The 15,928-nt window shown below is 74.2% G+C and carries 15 protein-coding genes; 9 read left to right on the top strand and 6 right to left on the bottom strand.

Going from position 1 to position 15,928, the window contains the following annotated elements; all coding sequences use genetic code 11:
* Positions 1–123: 123 nt before the first annotated feature.
* Entirely contained in the window at positions 124–1,200 is a 1,077-nt protein-coding gene (locus ACZ6Y7_RS35975) for a polysaccharide deacetylase family protein (protein ID WP_465762173.1), read from the bottom strand.
* Between the two features lie 473 nt (positions 1,201–1,673).
* Here ACZ6Y7_RS35975 and ACZ6Y7_RS35980 point away from each other — a divergent pair, with 473 nt between their 5' ends.
* The 3 genes from ACZ6Y7_RS35980 (at position 1,674) to ACZ6Y7_RS35990 (ending at position 3,410) form a co-directional block, all read left to right on the top strand.
* Complete coding sequence (locus tag ACZ6Y7_RS35980) at positions 1,674–1,946, top strand: hypothetical protein (protein WP_465762174.1); 273 nt, start codon at positions 1,674–1,676, stop codon at positions 1,944–1,946.
* A 442-nt stretch (positions 1,947–2,388) separates the two neighbouring features.
* Positions 2,389–2,898: a sugar transferase gene (locus tag ACZ6Y7_RS35985; protein ID WP_465762175.1), complete on the top strand. Its 510-nt coding sequence runs from the start codon at positions 2,389–2,391 to the stop codon at positions 2,896–2,898.
* Positions 2,899–2,921: 23 nt separating this feature from the next.
* Entirely contained in the window at positions 2,922–3,410 is a 489-nt protein-coding gene (locus ACZ6Y7_RS35990; protein ID WP_465762176.1) for an NUDIX hydrolase, read from the top strand.
* A 41-nt stretch (positions 3,411–3,451) separates the two neighbouring features.
* Here the strand turns inward: ACZ6Y7_RS35990 and ACZ6Y7_RS35995 are convergent, their stop codons facing one another.
* Positions 3,452–3,991, bottom strand: a complete 540-nt coding sequence (locus tag ACZ6Y7_RS35995; protein ID WP_465762177.1) for a PTS-dependent dihydroxyacetone kinase phosphotransferase subunit DhaM — start codon at positions 3,989–3,991, stop codon at positions 3,452–3,454.
* Positions 3,992–4,376: 385 nt separating this feature from the next.
* Between ACZ6Y7_RS35995 and ACZ6Y7_RS36000 the strand changes: the two genes are divergently transcribed.
* From ACZ6Y7_RS36000 to ACZ6Y7_RS36015, 4 genes are all read left to right on the top strand, one after another.
* The gene (locus ACZ6Y7_RS36000) at positions 4,377–4,589 is read left to right on the top strand and encodes a DUF397 domain-containing protein (protein WP_097239819.1); all 213 of its coding nucleotides are present in this window, start codon (positions 4,377–4,379) and stop codon (positions 4,587–4,589) included.
* Between the two features lie 856 nt (positions 4,590–5,445).
* Positions 5,446–5,940 (top strand): hypothetical protein, encoded by a 495-nt coding sequence (locus ACZ6Y7_RS36005; protein WP_030288620.1) that lies wholly within the window; start codon positions 5,446–5,448, stop codon positions 5,938–5,940.
* Between the two features lie 148 nt (positions 5,941–6,088).
* Positions 6,089–6,172, top strand: coding sequence for a putative leader peptide (locus ACZ6Y7_RS36010; protein WP_402224145.1), 84 nt, complete (start codon positions 6,089–6,091; stop codon positions 6,170–6,172).
* A 165-nt stretch (positions 6,173–6,337) separates the two neighbouring features.
* Positions 6,338–7,747 (top strand): acyl-CoA dehydrogenase family protein, encoded by a 1,410-nt coding sequence (locus ACZ6Y7_RS36015; RefSeq protein ID WP_465762178.1) that lies wholly within the window; start codon positions 6,338–6,340, stop codon positions 7,745–7,747.
* A gap of 211 nt (positions 7,748–7,958) precedes the next feature.
* On the opposite strand, the gene ACZ6Y7_RS36020 is transcribed toward ACZ6Y7_RS36015, so the two are convergent.
* Positions 7,959–9,197 carry an aminoglycoside phosphotransferase family protein gene (locus ACZ6Y7_RS36020; RefSeq protein ID WP_465762179.1) on the bottom strand — a complete coding sequence of 413 codons (1,239 nt, stop codon included), beginning with the start codon at positions 9,195–9,197 and terminating at the stop codon, positions 7,959–7,961.
* A gap of 526 nt (positions 9,198–9,723) precedes the next feature.
* Here ACZ6Y7_RS36020 and ACZ6Y7_RS36025 point away from each other — a divergent pair.
* A complete protein-coding gene (locus ACZ6Y7_RS36025) occupies positions 9,724–11,205 on the top strand; it encodes a DNA-binding protein NsdB (protein ID WP_465762180.1) in 1,482 nt (493 codons plus the stop codon).
* 187 nt (positions 11,206–11,392) lie between these two features.
* On the opposite strand, the gene ACZ6Y7_RS36030 is transcribed toward ACZ6Y7_RS36025, so the two are convergent.
* On the bottom strand, positions 11,393–12,022 hold the full coding sequence (locus ACZ6Y7_RS36030; RefSeq protein WP_465762181.1) for a hypothetical protein: 630 nt from the start codon (positions 12,020–12,022) through the stop codon (positions 11,393–11,395).
* 289 nt (positions 12,023–12,311) lie between these two features.
* Here ACZ6Y7_RS36030 and ACZ6Y7_RS36035 point away from each other — a divergent pair, with 289 nt between their 5' ends.
* Positions 12,312–13,832, top strand: coding sequence for a HEAT repeat domain-containing protein (locus ACZ6Y7_RS36035; RefSeq protein ID WP_465762182.1), 1,521 nt, complete (start codon positions 12,312–12,314; stop codon positions 13,830–13,832).
* 124 nt (positions 13,833–13,956) lie between these two features.
* On the opposite strand, the gene ACZ6Y7_RS36040 is transcribed toward ACZ6Y7_RS36035, so the two are convergent.
* Both ACZ6Y7_RS36040 and ACZ6Y7_RS36045 read right to left on the bottom strand, forming a co-directional pair.
* Complete coding sequence (locus tag ACZ6Y7_RS36040; RefSeq protein WP_465762183.1) at positions 13,957–14,802, bottom strand: undecaprenyl-diphosphate phosphatase; 846 nt, start codon at positions 14,800–14,802, stop codon at positions 13,957–13,959.
* A gap of 289 nt (positions 14,803–15,091) precedes the next feature.
* Entirely contained in the window at positions 15,092–15,787 is a 696-nt protein-coding gene (locus ACZ6Y7_RS36045) for a class I SAM-dependent methyltransferase (RefSeq protein ID WP_465762184.1), read from the bottom strand.
* Positions 15,788–15,928: the final 141 nt, after the last annotated feature.

The following is a 15,928-nucleotide window of genomic DNA, read 5'->3' on the forward strand; positions in this document are numbered from 1 at the left end:
TGGACGTTTTGTACGGCCCCCCCGAGAGGGAAGGTTTGTTTTTTAAGAGGCGGGCCTTCTGGTTTTTTTGGGGGAGGTGGGGGGGGGAGCCCACCCACCCCCCCCCCCCACGCCGATGAGGGGTCAGGCGACGGCCTGGCGGCGCCAGCGGCGGTAGGCGGGTTCGAGGCCCGAGAGGATGGTGTCGAAGCGGCGGGTGCTGGTGGTGGAGTCGACCTGGAGGCGGCTGATCTGGAGGGGGTGGGAGGGGAGGCGGGGGCCCAGGCGGTGGTCGGAGAGGAAGCCGAGGCGGTAGCCGAGCTCCTGCAGGACGGCCTCGGCACGGGGGTCGTGGCCGCCGTCCGGGTAGGCGAAGGCCGTCGGCGGTTCGCCGAGCCAGCGGGTGAGGGCCTCGTGGGCGCCGGTGATCTCCGCGCGAACGGTGTCGTCGTCGCAGCGGCCGAGACACGGATGCCCCTGGGTGTGGTTGCCGATCGCGACGCCCCCGTCCCGGAGGGCGAGGAGGTCGGCGGGGGTGAGCTGTTCCTGGCGGGGCGGCCGGCGGTCGGCGCTGGCCCTCAGCTCGTGCAGGCTGCGCCGGCGGTCCGGGTCGGGCATGGCCTTGAGCCGGCGGAGCAGCTGGGAGGGGTGGCCGCAGTCGAGCGAGCGGGCACGGCCACCGTGTCGGGCGAGGAAGTCGGCCTCGTGCCACCAGAACGGCCGCTCGGTGCCGATGAGCTCCGAGATGACGAAGGCGGTGGCCGGAATGCCGCGGGCGTCGAGGGCGGGCAGAGCGTGGGTGAGGACGCTCCGGTCGGCGTCGTCGAAGGTGACCAGGACGCTCCGGGGCGGCAGCGGCCGCCGCTCGGTGACGGCCTGGAGGACGGCGCTGAGCGGCACGGGGTTGGCCAGCCGCTGGAGCCGGTCGAGCTGGGCGCCGAACGAGCGGTGGTCGGTCACCCCGTGGTAGGCGAGCACGGCCAGGCGCTGGGCGGCCCGGGCCCGGAACAGTGGCTGGACGGGGGCGAACCGCAGCCATTCGCCCCGCGCGTCCTGGTACTGGTGTTCCTGCTCTACGGGGAGTCGGCGAGGGCCCCCGCCCTGCCGGCTCCCGTCCTGCCGGCCCGCCGGGTACCCGACGGGTGGCGGCAGTGCCCGCACGCCGGGTGTCGGCCTGGCGCGGGCGATGGAGATCGACGGTGTGGACTGGGACTGCGGCACGGTTCCCCCTCGTTCGCCGAGCGGCGTGGCGGTACCGCCGGAGGACGGAGCCGGCCTCCGACTCCAGGGGGCGGCGGCTCCGGCCCCTGGACTTTCCTGTTCGCGGTGGGGGTTCATGCCCGTCCCGCGAACGGCTCCTGGATCACTCAATGCCATTGAGACCGTTGCACCAGGGGGATGGTTGTACCGGGGGGACGAGGATTTTTCGTGGACTGATTGTGGAGCCGGAATGCGCATCCGGACACCTCGGACGAAGGCCGGACAAGCGCCGCACATGTGCCGGACGAGCACCCGGACGAGCGCCGGACGAGCACCCGGACGAGCGCCGGCGGAGAGCCGGGAGGGGCCCCGGGAGGGCCTCGGAGGACATCCCGTAGTGGTCCCGGACCGGCCCGCTCGGCGGTTGCGCAGAGTGTCCGACCCCGGACTCCCCGCAGGCTGCCTACCGCTTCGGCCCGGGGTACCTTGGGCTCATGGCAGATGCGGACCGTGACCCCTTTCATGTGCACGGCGCGTCCCGGATGGCGCGCGCGTGCAGTGGCGGAGCCCTGGTCACCCACCAGCTCCCGCTGGCCGTGGTGGGCCTGGCCTGCCTGGCGGCGGGCATCCTCGTGGCGGTCCTCGTCCCGGACAGCGGCGGTCCGGCGTGGGCCATGGCGGTGGCCGGCTGCCTCGCGGCGGGTGTCCTGCTGCTCGGGCGGATCGCCTTCGGGCTCGTCCGCGACCGGCGGCGCACCGCGGTCTGATCGCGCGGACCGGCTCCTGTCGAAAGGTACCGTCCGGCCGGCAGGGGACCACGTCCGGTCAGCACGGGCACGCACGGGCACGTACGGGGCCGCACGGGGCCGCACGGGGCGGCACGGGAAGGGCGCAGGGACGGCACGGCTACGAGGTCCGGAGACAATCCGAACGGGCCCGGAGAGAACCCGCCCGAGCCCCGGACAAGATCTCGGACGACGCCGGACGGACACCCTTGTGTCGACCGCGTTCGACATTCCGAAACGACCGAGCGAGCGAAATTGGTCAGACCGACTGAATATCGTCCTGTCTGACTATCTTGGCCGCCCTTCTTTCACCATTCCCGGACAATCACTTCATCGGGCCCCTACGCTGAATCCGTTCTTCCGGCTCGACGCGCCGTGGAGGGGGAGCGATGAGCGGCAGACCGGGTCGTGCCGTGTCCGCCTCATGAAACGCGGTGGCGATCTCGCCGTCGCCGCCCTGGCCGCGATCGTGGCGCTGCCGCTGGCCCTGCTGATCGCCGTCCTGCTGCACTGCACCGCCGGCGGCCCGGTGCTCCAACGACAGGCTCGGGCCGGACGGCACGGCCGGGAGTTCCAGGTCCTGCGCTTCCGGACCGGTGGGGGTGGCCGGCTCGACACCCTGCTGCGCCGTACCGGCCTGGAGGAACTGCCGCGGCTGTGGAACGTCGTCCGCGGCGACATGGGGGTGATCGGCCCCCGACCGGTCCGTCCCGACCAGGTGCGGCGCTACTCCCGCCGCGAACGCGCCAGGCTCGCCGTGCGCCCCGGACTGACGGGCTGGGCCCAGCTCCACGGTCACGCCGCCGAGCTGGACCTCTGGTACGTCGAGCACCGCTCGCTCCGGCTCGACCTGCGCATCCTCGGCCTCACCGTCCTGGCGCTGCTGCGCCCCACCGCCGACCGGCTCCGGGCAACCGGGAGCCGATCGGGCTGACCTGCCCGGATAGGCTGCGCCCCATGGCCATTCCCCCCTTCCTCGCCGAACTCCGCTCCCTCGTGGGGCACCGCCCGCTCTGGCTGAGCGCCGTCGTCGCCGTCGTGCTGGACGACCGCGACCGGGTGCTGCTCGCCCGCCGCTCCGACGACGGCCGCTGGGCGCCGATCGGCGGCATCCTCGACCCCGGTGAGCAGCCCGCCGACGGCGTGGTGCGCGAGTGCGAGGAGGAGACCGGCGTGGTGGCGGTGCCCGAGCTGCTCGCCTCGGTCACCGTCTCGCCGCAGGTGACGTACCCGAACGGCGACGTGACCCAGTACCTGGTGCTGACCTTCCGCTGCCGCGCGGTCGGCGGCGAGGCCCGGGTGAACGACGACGAGTCGCTGGAGGTCGGCTGGTTCGCGCTGGACGAGCTGCCGCCGATGATCGAGTCCGAGCACGAGCGGCTGCGCCACGCGCTGGAGTGCGAGGGACCGGCCGTCTTCAGCTGGGAGGGCAAGGAGCGTCCCTGACGCCGCACCGCTGACACGGCCCGAGGCCCGGGCCGCCCCGGTCAGCCCTTGTGCTGCCGGTACGCCTCCTCCGCGGCGTCCAGCACCGCCGCCAGGTCGCCGCCCGCCGTGGCGGTCGCGGCGGCGGCCACCGCGCCCTCGACGAACGGGGCGTCGGCGAACCGGACCGGGAACGGCAGGCCGTGCTCGTCGGCCTCGGACAGCAGGGCGCGGACGGTGGTGACGGCGCCGCCCAGGTCGGCCAGCACCACCACGCCGTGGCCCTGGTCCACCCGGCGGGTGGCGGCGGCGACCAGGACGGCGCTGATGCCGGGACCGTCCGACGGGTTCCCGCCGGTCGCGGAGACCGGGGCGGGGGAGTCGGATCCGGTCAACGCGAGCGCGAGATCGCGTACGGCGGTGGCCAGTTCCTGGCTGTGCGAGACCAGGACGATCCCGACCCGGCCGTGCGTCGGGGGCCGGGCCGGCGTCGGCCGGGGCAGCGGCGTGGCCGAGGGGGGCGTACGGGGAGCCGGGGGATGGGCCGAGGGGGCGTCGGAGATGGGGATGACGTCGGCACGGGTGGCCTCCCGGCGGCTCATCGGCTGCTCCCTTGGGCGGGTCGGTGGGACGGAGCGGGCGGGATCGCCCGGGGGTGGACGGGGTCGCCCGGAGGTGCGGTCCGGCCCCGTGCGGGCCGCGCGGGGCCGGTACGGCCCCGGAGGTGCCTCCCGGGCCGGGGCGGCGCCCTGCCAGCACTCTGGCAGCTGCCCGGTGCCGCTGCCGGTCGGGACACGCCTCGACCTTTCCGGCGCTCCTCGACCCGTTCTCCGGGGGCGCCCGTCCCCGGCGGCAGGAGTCCTCGTCAACCCGCTGACCCGGCAAGGCCGGTGTGGCTAGGCTGGACCCGGAACGACGTCGGGAGGAGATCGGTCAGTGGCAGTCGACAGTGGGACGGACACGGAGGTCGGTGGCGCGCAGCCTGAGCTGGCGCCGAGCGGGAAGCCCCGGGTGGACTTCACCGGTGCGGAGTGGCTGTGCAGCAGCCAGGGGGTCGGGGACGTTCAGATCGCCTTCGTGGACGGGTACATCGGGATGCGGGACGGCCGCCAGGAGGACGGTCCGGTCCTGGTCTTCACGCCGGCGGAGTGGCGGGCCTTCGTGCTCGGCGCCCGGGACGGTGAGTTCGACCTCACCTGAGGGCCTCGTCCGAGGGCCTTGTCCGGCAGGCTCGTCAGAGGGGCTCGACGGAGAGGCTCGTCCGAGGGGCTCGACGGAGAGGCTCGACTGAGGGGCTCGACTGAGGGTTTCACCCAGGAGCTCGCGGACCGCTCGCCCGAGCCGCGCGGAGCGGACCCCCGGCACCGACCGGGGTCCGCTCCGCGGGCGGTTTTCCGGGCGGAACATCACAACTGATGATCTATTGAGCGTGCCCCGTCAGAATTTCTGTTGACTGTTAGACAAACGCAGCTCAGAGTATGAGCACAGGCAGACGCCGTGCCCACCGCCCCCACGCGGCCAGACACGGCGCCTGCTGTGCGGCCCGGCAGTGCTGCCAGGCCATCCTCCCAGTCATCCCCTGCGCACCGGGGTGCGTCGGCCGGTCCCGGCCCCGCGAGGGGCCGGCAGTCGCCGGGAGGCTGGCGCCGAGAACCGAGAGCGACTCGGGAAACGGCGCCGACGCTCGGGACCCGCACGCCCCCACGCGGCGGCGTCCCGAGCAGATCCACGGGAGCGACGGGCCGGGGCCCCGCGGATCTGGCTTGTGATGCATGGAACTGTTGGCTTGTGTGTAGTGCTGTGTGTGACGACGAAGCTGGGTGCTCGGCGGTTCGGCACGACAAGTGCACAGTGAGGGATACGCGTGTAGGGCCGCGTTGCGACATGCCGTCCCCCCGGAGGGTGAAACCCAGAACGGCTGTCGTGCTGAACCGAACGTAGCCCGGACGGTTGCTCAGAGTCAACATTGGTCTCTGAGCGTCGATCTCCCGCCCGTCCCCTGCCGGTGCCCGACCCACCTCGCGAGCGTGGTGTGCCGGACACGTACGATGTTCCCATGTCTTTTCTCCGCCGTCGCTCCGGACAGCCCGCCGGCCCGGACTTCGACGTGCTCGCGATGGACCCGGGCGACTGGCCCGGTGACTTCGGTGCGGCCATGATGACCGGCCCGGACGGCTCCTGCCAGGGGATTTTCCTGCGCTACGACCTGTTCGGCGGCAGAGGCCCGGCGATGTTCATCGGCAACCTCCCCGAGGGTTCGCCCGCCCGGGAGACCGGCGACGAGGTGCCCTTCGAGGTGCGTCAGCTGCTCGCGGCGCTGGAGAACGACGAGCCGGTCGAGTTCGTCTCGGCCGAGGACTTCCCGGTCATGCTCGGCGACGACCTGCTGATCGTGAAGAAGGTCAAGGTCAGCGAGGAGCGCGTGTTCTGCGCCCAGTTCGGCCGAAGCGACGGCGTTCTGGTCACCATCGCGTCCTGGGACCGACCGATTTCGGACGACCTGTATCAGCTGCTGAAGCCGCTCCCGGCGGACATGTTCCAGCAGGGCTGATCCCGGCGAGGTCGTTCCGGCAGGGTCGGTTCCGGCACGGCTGACTCCGGCGTCGAGCGGCGTCGGGCGGCGCCGGGCCCCGGCCGGCGCCCGTCAGGGTCCGGACGCTGCTTGACGGTATCGATCAACGGTTCGTACAGTCGCGAACATGCCGTGCCGTCTCCCGCTGTTGACCCGCCGCAGGCATCTGGACCTGGGGCGCACCGCCAGCGCGGCATGTCCGGGCTGCTGAGGGGGATCCGTCCCCCGGCGGCGGGGGGTCGGCCGGATCCGGTCGGCGCCGAACCCGGGGGCGGGCCGTGACCTGACCTCCGGGGCCGCCAGTCGGTACCGCGCGCCCGTACGGCGTGCCGCCCGCATTCGTCGAGCCCACGCTGCCGCCCGGAGGCACCGCATCATGACGACCCGCGCCGCCAACCGTTCGTCCGACGCCCGCTCGTCCGACGCCCGCTCGTTCCAGGAGCGCCCGTCCGCCGACCACTCGTCCGGCGAGCGTTCCGCTTCCGAGCGTTCCACGTCCGAGCGTTCCGGCTCCGACAGCCCAGGCTCCGAGCGTTCCGCCGGCGGGCGGTCCCGGGCCGCGGCGCCGCCGTCGATTTCCGGCCAGGCCGGATCCGGTCCGTCGGAGCCCGGCCACGCGTCCGAGCGCACGGCGGTCGAGGCCGCCCTGGCCGGGCTGCCCCGGGTGGTCGACCTCCTGGCGGCCCGGGCCGAGGAGCACGACCGCGACGCGACCTTCCCGTACCAGGGCATCGAGGCGGTCCACGAGGCCGGGCTGCTGACCCTCACCGTCTCCCGCAAGTACGGCGGACCGGGCGGCACGCTGGCCGACACCGTCCGGGTGCTGTCCCAACTCGGGCGCGGGGACGCCTCGGTGGCCGTGGTCACCGCGTTCACCCTGTTGCGGCACGCCGAGCAGGCCCGTCGCGCGGACTGGCCGACGGCGGGCTACCGGCGGCTGCTCACCGAGTCCCGGCGTGGTCCGGTGCTGGTCAACACCCTGCGGGCGGAGCCCGGTGGACAGCCGGACGGACTGCCCGGGACGGTCGCCCGGCGGGACGGCGACGACTGGCTGCTGACGGGCCGGAAGACGTACTGCACCGGCGCCGAGGCGCTGGCGTGGATGGCGGTGACCGCGCGGACCGACGAGGACGAACCGCGGACCGGGACGTTCCTGGTCCGCGGTGAGAGCGACGGCCTGGAGATCGACCCGACCTGGGACCAGCTCGGCCTGCGGGCCAGTGCCAGTCACGACGTGGTGCTCGACCGGGTCCGGGTGCCGGGCGACCTCGCGCTCGGCCTGGGATCCCGCGGGCCCGAGGACGACGCCGCCGGGACCGGCGAGGCCGAACTCTCCCGCGCCTGGCACGACCTCGCCCTCTCCGCGGTGGCGATCGGCGTCGCCCGGGCCGCCGAGTCCTGGCTGGTGCGCTTCCTCAACCAGCGGACCCCGGCCAACCTGACCGAGCCGCTCGGCACCCTGCCCCGCTACCGCTGCGCCCTCGGCGAGATCGAGGCACTGCTGATCGGTGCCGAGGAGCTGGTCGAGGGCCTCGCGCCCCGGGTGGACCGGGGCGAGCCGGACGCCGTCGCCCGGACCGGGCCGGCCCACCTGCTGGCGACCCGCGCCGCGACGACGGCGGTCCAGCAGGCCGTCGCGCTCACCGGCAACCCCGGGCTGAGCCGGCGTCACCCGCTGGAGCGTTACCTGCGGGACGTGCTCAGCAGCCGGGTTCACCTGGCCTCGGAGGAGACCGTCCTGGAGGCCGCCGGCCGGGCCGCCCTGGAGCGTGGCGCGCGGCCGTGACCCGTCCTCGCCGTCGTCCGTACGGCACGTGCAGGCCGTACGGACCGTACGGACCGTACGGCCTGCACGGCCGGTAAAGCGCGGATGGCGCGGACGAGCCGAACGGCCCGGACGAGCCGAACGGCCCGTACGAACCGAAGAGTCCGGACGAACCGGAGAGTCCGGACAGGCCGGCCGGCCCGTCCGGACTCTCCGGCCCGTACGCGGTGGTTCAGCGCGTCCCGACGGCGGCCCGGACGGCCCGGCGGGCGAGCGCGGCGTCGTCGTAGAGCCGGCGGATCATGATCCGCTGCTCCTCGCCGGCGCCCGGCACGTCGTACAGCCGGATCTCCCGCATCAGCACCAGCACCAGGTTCACCAGGAACGCGTCCCGGGCCAGCGTGCCGCCGCTCTGGGCGAGTTGGCTGATCTGCCGACGCGCCGCCGTGTCCCCGGAGAGCACGCTCCACAGCACCGCCAGGTCGTAGCCGGGCAGGTACCAGCCGGCCTGTTCCCAGTCGACCAGCACCGGTCCGGACGGCGCCAGCAGCATGTTGCTGAGCAGGGCGTCGCCGTGGCAGAGCTGCATCGGGGTCTGGCCGAGGCCGTGCAGCAGACCGCGCAGGTCGCCGGCGTCCCGGTCGGTGAGCTGGCCCACCGAGTGGTAGCGGGCGATCTCCAACTGGTAGTCCATGCGCGGCTGGAACACGTCGGTCGGCGGCCGCCACAGGTTCAGCGTCCGGACGGCGGTGAGCAGCGCCCGCACCTCGCCCGGGGTGGGCGCGTTGACGGGGTGGCGCTCCCGGGCGGCCGGTCGGCCGGGGATCCGCTCCATGACCAGCACGCAGCGGTCGTGGTCGGCCGCGACCAGCCGGGGCAGCCGCACCGGCGGGCGGTGCCGGACGAACGCCCGGTAGACCGCGACCTCGTGGTGGAAGTCGGCCACCAGCTGCTCGAAGTACTCACTCCGCACCGCCTGGGGCGCCAGGCACTTGGCGACCACCGGAGCCCGCCCGATGGTGCCCGCCACCAGGATGTGGCGGCTGCCCTCGCGCAGGACCTGGCGCGGGGTGAACGCGGGACATATCCGCGCGACGCTCGCCAGGGCCGCCCGGACCGACGGGGTCTGCAGCGCGGACGGATCGATCCGCTCCGGCCCGCCGGGCTGGCCGGGCCGCCGGGCGCGCAGCACCTGGCCGTCGGCCTGCCGGGCGAGCGGGATCCGGGTGCCGGCCGGCGCGGCGGTCTCGGGGCCGCGCAGCCCCAGCGCGGTACGGCCGACCGGCCCGGGGGCCGTACGGCCGGCCGGGACGACCCGGGTGTCCGTGGCCCGGCCCTCGACCCCCCGCGGCGCCACCGGACGGCTGGCCGGGGGCATCTGCCGGGGGCCGGTCCGACCGGTGGCTGCGGTGGGGGGGCGCAGCGCGGTGCGGGTCGCGGTCGGTGTGGGGGTCGTCGCTGAGGAGTACATGGGCTGAGGGAGGTCCCTTCCGGTCCGTCGGCGGGTGCGGCCCCGCGGGGGCGGGGAGGGCCGGTGCCGCGTGCTTCCTGGCGTGACGGCGGCCCTGCGGGGTGCGGGTGGTACGGGAGTTGTGGGTGGTACGGGAGTTGCGGGTGGTACGGGTCCTGCGGCGGGTGGTGCGCGGGCGCCGGGCACGGGCGCGGGGTCAGGAACCCCTGGTCGGCGGTGTTCCGCCCGTCCGCACCCTGGGGAATGCGGTCGGCCGGACTGCCGTGGCCGTGCCCGGCGCCCCCGCGCCACCCGGCCGCGCCACCCCCTCGGGTGAGACCCGGTGGCGTCCCGTGACACCGTCGGGGGACTGCCCCGACGCCGGTGGGACGCCGCCCGGACCGGGGGCGAGGTGGCGCACCCCTACAACACACCCGTCGGGCACTGGCTTAGTAGTCTGGCGGGCCCTGGCGAACGGTGGCGAATGCTCGCCTGGCACTTGCCGGAGCCTCTAGCCTCGAAGGAGCCGAGGAACCTGGGGGCTTCATTGAGCAGGGGACCCAACACCCGACTCGCCGACCTGTTCGTCCTGACCGGATGGTCCAAGGGCGAACTCGCGCGGCTGGTCAACCGTCGGGGTGCCGCGATGGGGCAGATGCAACTGTCCACCGACACCTCGAGGGTACGGCGTTGGATCGAGCAGGGGGAGATCCCGCGCGATCCGGTGCCCAGGGTGCTGGCAGCCGTGTTCACGGAGCGGCTCGGCCGTGTCGTCACCACTGAGGACCTCGGTCTGGAACGACACCGGCCCACCAGGTCCGGAGCGGAGCCGTCCGCAGCAGTGCCATGGTCGCCGGATCGAACAGCCGCGGTCCTCACCGAGTTCACGGGAATGGACCTCATGCTGAACCGACGTGGATTGGTGGGCGCGGGAGCCGCGCTCACGGCCGGGGCGGTCATCGCCGACTCGCTGAAGGGCTGGCTGGGCGGGGACGCGGTCGCGTACGCGGCCTCCGTGCCCGGACCCCGACAGGTGGTCACCGGGAGCGCGGCGCGCCCGGTGGTGGACGTGTACGACGCGGGCCCGGTGGGGCTCGACGAGCTGGAGTCGCTGGAACGCTCGGTGCAGGTGTTCCGGGCCTGGGACGCGGCCCGCGGCGGCGGGCTGCAGCGCAAGGCGGTGGTCGGTCAACTCAACGAGGTCGGAGGTCTGCTGACGCACCGCCACCCGCCCGCCGTGGAGCAGCGGTTGTGGCTGGTCGCGGCCAACCTCGCGGTGCTGGCGGGCTGGATGTCGCACGACGTGGGCCTGGAGCCCACCGCCCAGCGGTACTTCATGATCGCGGCCGAGGCGGCCAAGGAGGCCGGTGACCGGCCGCGGGCCGGCGAGGCGATCTCCCGGGCCGCGCGGCAGATGGTCCACCTGGGCCGTGCCGACGACGCGCTGGACCTGATGTCGGCCGCCAAGGCCGCGGGCGGGCGGCTGATGCCCAGAACGCGGGCCATGCTGAACACCGTCGAGGCCTGGGCGCACGCCTCGATCGGGCACTCCCAGGACACCTACCGGCTGCTCGGCGAGGCCGAGGACCTGTTCGCCGAGGAGTCGCCGGAGCCGCCGCCGTCCTGGATGCAGGTCTTCGACGAGGCCGAGCTGCGCGGCATGCAGGCCCTGGTGCTGCGCACGCTCTCCGAGCACGACCCGGGCGCCGCGCCCACGGCCCGCAAGCGCGCCGAACAGGTGATCGCCCTGCGGGAGGGCACCGGGCAGCTGCGCTCGGCGCTCTTCGACCGGATCACGCTGGCCTCGGTGCACCTGATCACCGGCGAGCCGGACGCGGCGGAGACCCAGGCCAAGATGGCGATGAACCTGATCGGCCAGAACTCCTCGCACCGGACCTGGGACCGGCTGCGCGAGATGTACCGGCTGACCGCGGCGTACCGGGGGCTGCCGGTGGTGGACGAGCTGCGGGCCGAGCTGGGGCGGGAGCTGCGGGCGGCGGACGCCAAGAACCGGCCGCGGCTGACGTGAGGCGCGGGGCTGTCGTCCGGAGGCCCCGTAGCGGAACCGGTCGGGTCGGAGCCGTCGCAGGTCAGGTCGGCGACGCCGAGGGTCGGGCGGGAGTCGGCGCGGGTCGGGCGGGAGTCGGCGCGGGCCGGCGCGGAACCGTCGCAGGCCGGCCCGGTGGCGCCGTGGATCAGGCCGGCGATGCCCGGGATCAGGCCGGAGGCGCCGGTCGGAGCAGCATCCGCAGCGCCGTGACGGTGCCGTCCGCGCCGAGGACGGGTTCGCCCGCGCACTCGACGTTGTCCTGGCGTCCGCAGGGCCGGCGGAACCGGAGGGTGCCGACCGCGGTTCGGCCGTGCACCAGGGCGTCGGTCATCATCCTGCGCAGCAGCGGCCGGTCCGCCTCGGGGAGGCGGTCGGGCAGCCGGTCGAGGCTGAGCGGGCCGTGGTCCGGGTCGCACCCGAGGAGGAGGTAGGTCTCCGCGTTCCAGCGGATGCCGTCGTTGAGCAGGTCCCATTCGGCGGAGCCGAGGACGGTGTCACCGTCGAGTGCGCCGCCGTCCCCCTTGCCCTGGCCGAGGCCGGGGCCGGACGGCTCCTGCGCCGTGCCGTCCACTCTGTCGTCCGTCCCGCCGTCGGCGTCCCCGCCGGAGCCGTCGTCCCCGCCGGTGCCGTCGTGGGCGAGGCCTGCCCTGCCCGCCGCGCCGCGGCCCGAGCCGCCCGCGCCCGAGCCCGAGGCGTGCGCGCCCGAGGTGTTCGCGCACCGGCCGATCGCGCCCGCCGGGGCGCCGTCCACCGTGGCGGTGCCCGGGGGGCGGGCGGCACCTAAGGGCATGTTCATGGCGGGTCCATCGCTCGGGTTCGGCCCGCTTTGTGCGGGTCGTTCGGGTTGTGAGAAGACTGTCGCACAGCGTCCTCACCCCCGTGGGCGATTTGGACAGATCGCAGGCAAAATTCCCCTGGCATATGCCACTGTGGCAGGGGGCCTCGTCGCCCTGTGTGCGGAAGGGGTCCCGAGGCGGTAACCTTCGGTGATTCCGGCGCCCGGGCGCCCACCGCAGTACCGACCAGAGACCCCCGGCGACGGAAATCCCGTTGCCACTACGACCGCCGCAACGGATGCTGACCTCATGTTCGAGCCAGTGATAGCACCCAGTGCCAGCCTCCTAGGCCTCCTGCAGCGAGGCCGTGGTGACGGGCAGCTCCATGCGCTGGCCGCCGACCGGGCCGAGGCCATCGCCGCGCTGGAGGAGTGCGTCACCAGGGATCCGCGAGCCGACTGGCAGGTCGAGAGCCGCTCCCTCTACTACGCCCGCCTCTACATGGAGCTGGAGGCCCCCCTCGACGGCATCGAGGACCACCTCCACTCCGCCGAGGACCTCGTCACCGACGACGAGAGCCGCACCGGCCTCGCCCTCTCCGTCCTGGGACACCTCGCCGCGTACGGCCGGCGCGACGCGCTGCTGATGCTGCGCGAGTACGCCGCCACCGGCGCCAACTGGGCCTGGGCCCTCGACGAACTCGCCCTGCGCGACGACGACCGCGGCCTGCTGCTGCTCGGCACCGCCGTGCTGGACCGCTTCCCGCCGGGCCCCGAGGGCGACGCCGAGCTGCGCGAGTTCATCCGCAACGCGTACGAGCCCCGGCCCTGGCGGCTGTGGGCCGCCTACCACCCGAGAGTGGCGGCGGCGACCGAGCAGTCACCCTTCGACCTCTGGCAACGCCAGGTCAACCGCAGCGGCGTCACCCCCGGCTGGTCCACCGCCGACGTGCTGGCCTGGGCCGACCAGGGCGATCTCGGCGGCGTCGGTGTCGGCGCCTTCCTCGGTCGGCCCGACGCCCGCCCGGAACGACCCGAGCCCGCGCGGGACGCCGCCTCCCCGAGCGGCCCGGACGCGGTGGACCGCCGCGCCGCCGCGGCCGCCCGCTGCCTGACCGCCGTCGTCCGTCCCGAGGACCGTCCCGCCCTGCTGGAAGCCGCCCGCAGCGGCCTGCCCGGCGCCCGCCGAGCGGCCCTGCGCTACCTCGTGGACCAGCGTGATCCGGCCGCCGTCGAGCTGATCGAGGTCGCCGCCGCCGACGTGGACGACCGCATGGTCCGGGCCGCCCTGGAGCTGCTCGGCCGGATGCGCGGCCCCGAGGTGCTGGCCCAGGCCCGCCGCTGGGCCGACCCGGCCACCGGGGGCGCGGACAGCGCGCTCGGCGAGGCCGCCGTCCAGTTGCTCGCCGACGCCGGTGAGCCGCAGGACGCGCCGCTGGTGGTGGCCGGGCTGCGCCGCTGGGTCTCCGTGCGGGGGGTCACCGGTACCGGGCTCGGGGCCCTGGTGGACGGTGCGGGGCGGCTGGCCGCCGCCGACGCCGTCCCGGTCCTGCGCCACATCTACGGGGAGGCCGCCTCCTCCGAGCTGCGCGGCCGCGCCGCCAGGGCGCTCGCCGCCACCGACGTGCACTTTCCCGAGGGGCCGGCCGTCGAGTGCCTCTGGGACTGCGAGGAGTCCACGCGTGAGCTCGCCGCGCGCCATGTCGCCACCACCGGCGACGCGCGTGTGCTGGAGCGGTTGCGCCGACTCGCCGCCGACCCGGCCGAGGAGGCCGAGGTCCACGCCGCCGTCCGCGGCCGGCTGACCGCCGCCCGGGAGTCCGGGCGCTGAGGGTCCGTCTTCCCACCCCATGCTGCGGGGGCCCGGACACCGACACGGTGTCCGGGCCCCCTGCGTTCAGGCCGCCCTGGAGGCGGTTCAGGTGGCGCTGACCGCCCGGATGTGGAACGTGGTTCTACTTGACCGAGCCCGCGTCCGGGGCGAGGACGCCACCGGCGACCAGTCCGATGATCAGGATGCCGAGCAGTACCCGGTAGACCACGAACGGCAGGAAGCTGTGGCTGGAGATGTACTTCAGGAACCAGGCGATCGCCGCGTAGCCGACCGCGAAGGCGATCAGGGTGGCCAGGACGGTCGGCCCCCAGGCCGGCGCCGGGCCCTCGCCGATCTTGAACAGTTCCAGCGCCCCCGAGGCCAGCACCGCCGGGATCGCCAGCAGGAACGAGTAGCGGGCCGCCGCCTCCCGGCTGTAGCCGAGCAGCAGGCCCGCGCTGATCGTGCCGCCTGAGCGGGAGACGCCCGGGATCAGCGCCAGTGCCTGCGCGAAGCCGTAGACGCCCGCGTGCGGCAGCGTGAGGTCCGTGATCGGACGGGCGTGGCGGACGGCGCGGGTGCGGTCGGCGAAGGCCAGGATCAGGCCGAAGACGATCAACGTGGTGCCGATGATCCGCAGGTCGCGCAGGTGGGTCTCGATGGTGTCCTGGAACAGCTTGCCGAGGATGCCGATGGGCAGGGTGCCGATGATCACGAACCAGCCCATCCGGGCGTCCGGGTCCGAGCGCAGCGCCGGGCGGACCAGCGACTGCGCCCAGGTCCTCACGATCGAGACGATGTCCTCCCGGAAGTAGATCAACACCGCCGTCTCGGTGCCGAGCTGGGTGACGGCCGTGAAGGCCGCACCCGGGTCCTCCCAGCCCAGCAGCGCGGAGAAGACCCGCAGGTGGGCACTGGAGGAGATCGGCAGGAACTCGGTGAGCCCCTGGATCAGGCCGAGAACGGCCCCGTGGAACCATTCGGTCACCGGACACCCGCCGGGGGTATCCGTCGGGCGGTGGCGGTAGGTGAGTTGAGCAGCGGTTGCTGGGGCGGCCTGGGCGGCACGGGCGGCACGGGCGGGTCCTCGCGGGTCGGAACGGGCAGGCGGACGACCGCGCCCCCGCCCGGCCCCGTGGGCCGCGCGCGGGCCCGGCGCGCGGCCGATGGTACGGGGTGAAGGTGACAGTTCTTTGTTCACCCTTGGTCCGCCCTTTGCGTACGGGGCCCCTCCCGGCGGGCGAACCGGGGCCGAGCGCCCGTCCGGGGTGAGCGGCCTACCGCGCGGGCCGGGCGCGGACCCAGGTGCGGTCCTCCGTCAGGTACCGCTCGACCGTCAGGCCGGCGTCGGCCAGTGCCCCCTCGAACGCCTCGGTGCTCAGCGGGCGGGACAGGAAGGTGTGCGTCCAGAAGCCGTCCGGGAACGTGTACTCGCAGCGGACGGAGTTCACGCCGTCGCCGACCGGGGTGGCGGAGACGAGCCGGGACCACGCGCCGGGTCCGATCGCCGTCTCGCGCGGCACGTTCAGGTGCCAGTCCTCGCCCTCGCGCTGCAGCAGGACGCAGCCGTCCTCGGTGACGTGCCGGCGGCACGCTTCCAGCAGGCCGTGGCGCAGCGTCACATCACCGGCGTGGACCAGGAAGGAGGCGAGCAGGACGACGTCGAAGCGCTCGCCGAGGTCCAGCTCCTCGATCGGGCTGCGCACCGTGCGGATGCCCTCGCGGACCCGGGCCAGCATGTCGGCGGACTCGTCCACGGCCGTGACGGTGAAGCCCCGGTCGGTCAGCGGATGGGTCATCCGGCCCACGCCGCAGCCCAGTTCGAGGATGCTCGCGCCGGGGGGCACGGCGGCCGCGATCACCTCCGGGGCGTCGCCCGCGGGCAGGCGGCTCCACATCTCGACGGCGCAGCCGTCCGGGGTGATCGCGCCCTCACCGGTTCCGTCGTGTCCCTTGCGTCGGTAGTCGGTCATGCCGTTCATCCGAGCACGGACGGGCGCGGGTGGGAAGACGGCCCCGTGGGGTTGCCAGATACCCCCTGGGGGTATAACTTCGATCATCGACGGAGTGAGGAAGCGGCGCCGGACGGGCGCTGAAGTGACGCGGAGGACGAG

The sequence above is a fragment of the Kitasatospora sp. NPDC053308 genome, assembly GCF_055585785.1.

What these genes read in the sequence shown, in the direction of transcription:
- ACZ6Y7_RS35980 (WP_465762174.1), top strand. Translation starts at nt 1,674, where the DNA reads ATGGCAGATGCGGACCGTGACCCCTTTCATGTGCACGGCGCGTCCCGG.
- ACZ6Y7_RS35985 (WP_465762175.1), top strand. Translation starts at nt 2,389, where the DNA reads ATGAAACGCGGTGGCGATCTCGCCGTCGCCGCCCTGGCCGCGATCGTG.
- ACZ6Y7_RS35990 (WP_465762176.1), top strand. Translation starts at nt 2,922, where the DNA reads ATGGCCATTCCCCCCTTCCTCGCCGAACTCCGCTCCCTCGTGGGGCAC.
- ACZ6Y7_RS35995 (WP_465762177.1), bottom strand. Translation starts at nt 3,991, where the DNA reads ATGAGCCGCCGGGAGGCCACCCGTGCCGACGTCATCCCCATCTCCGAC.
- ACZ6Y7_RS36005 (WP_030288620.1), top strand. Translation starts at nt 5,446, where the DNA reads ATGTCTTTTCTCCGCCGTCGCTCCGGACAGCCCGCCGGCCCGGACTTC.
- ACZ6Y7_RS36010 (WP_402224145.1), top strand. Translation starts at nt 6,089, where the DNA reads ATGCCGTGCCGTCTCCCGCTGTTGACCCGCCGCAGGCATCTGGACCTG.
- ACZ6Y7_RS36015 (WP_465762178.1), top strand. Translation starts at nt 6,338, where the DNA reads ATGACGACCCGCGCCGCCAACCGTTCGTCCGACGCCCGCTCGTCCGAC.
- ACZ6Y7_RS36020 (WP_465762179.1), bottom strand. Translation starts at nt 9,197, where the DNA reads ATGTACTCCTCAGCGACGACCCCCACACCGACCGCGACCCGCACCGCG.
- ACZ6Y7_RS36030 (WP_465762181.1), bottom strand. Translation starts at nt 12,022, where the DNA reads ATGAACATGCCCTTAGGTGCCGCCCGCCCCCCGGGCACCGCCACGGTG.
- ACZ6Y7_RS36035 (WP_465762182.1), top strand. Translation starts at nt 12,312, where the DNA reads ATGTTCGAGCCAGTGATAGCACCCAGTGCCAGCCTCCTAGGCCTCCTG.
- ACZ6Y7_RS36045 (WP_465762184.1), bottom strand. Translation starts at nt 15,787, where the DNA reads ATGACCGACTACCGACGCAAGGGACACGACGGAACCGGTGAGGGCGCG.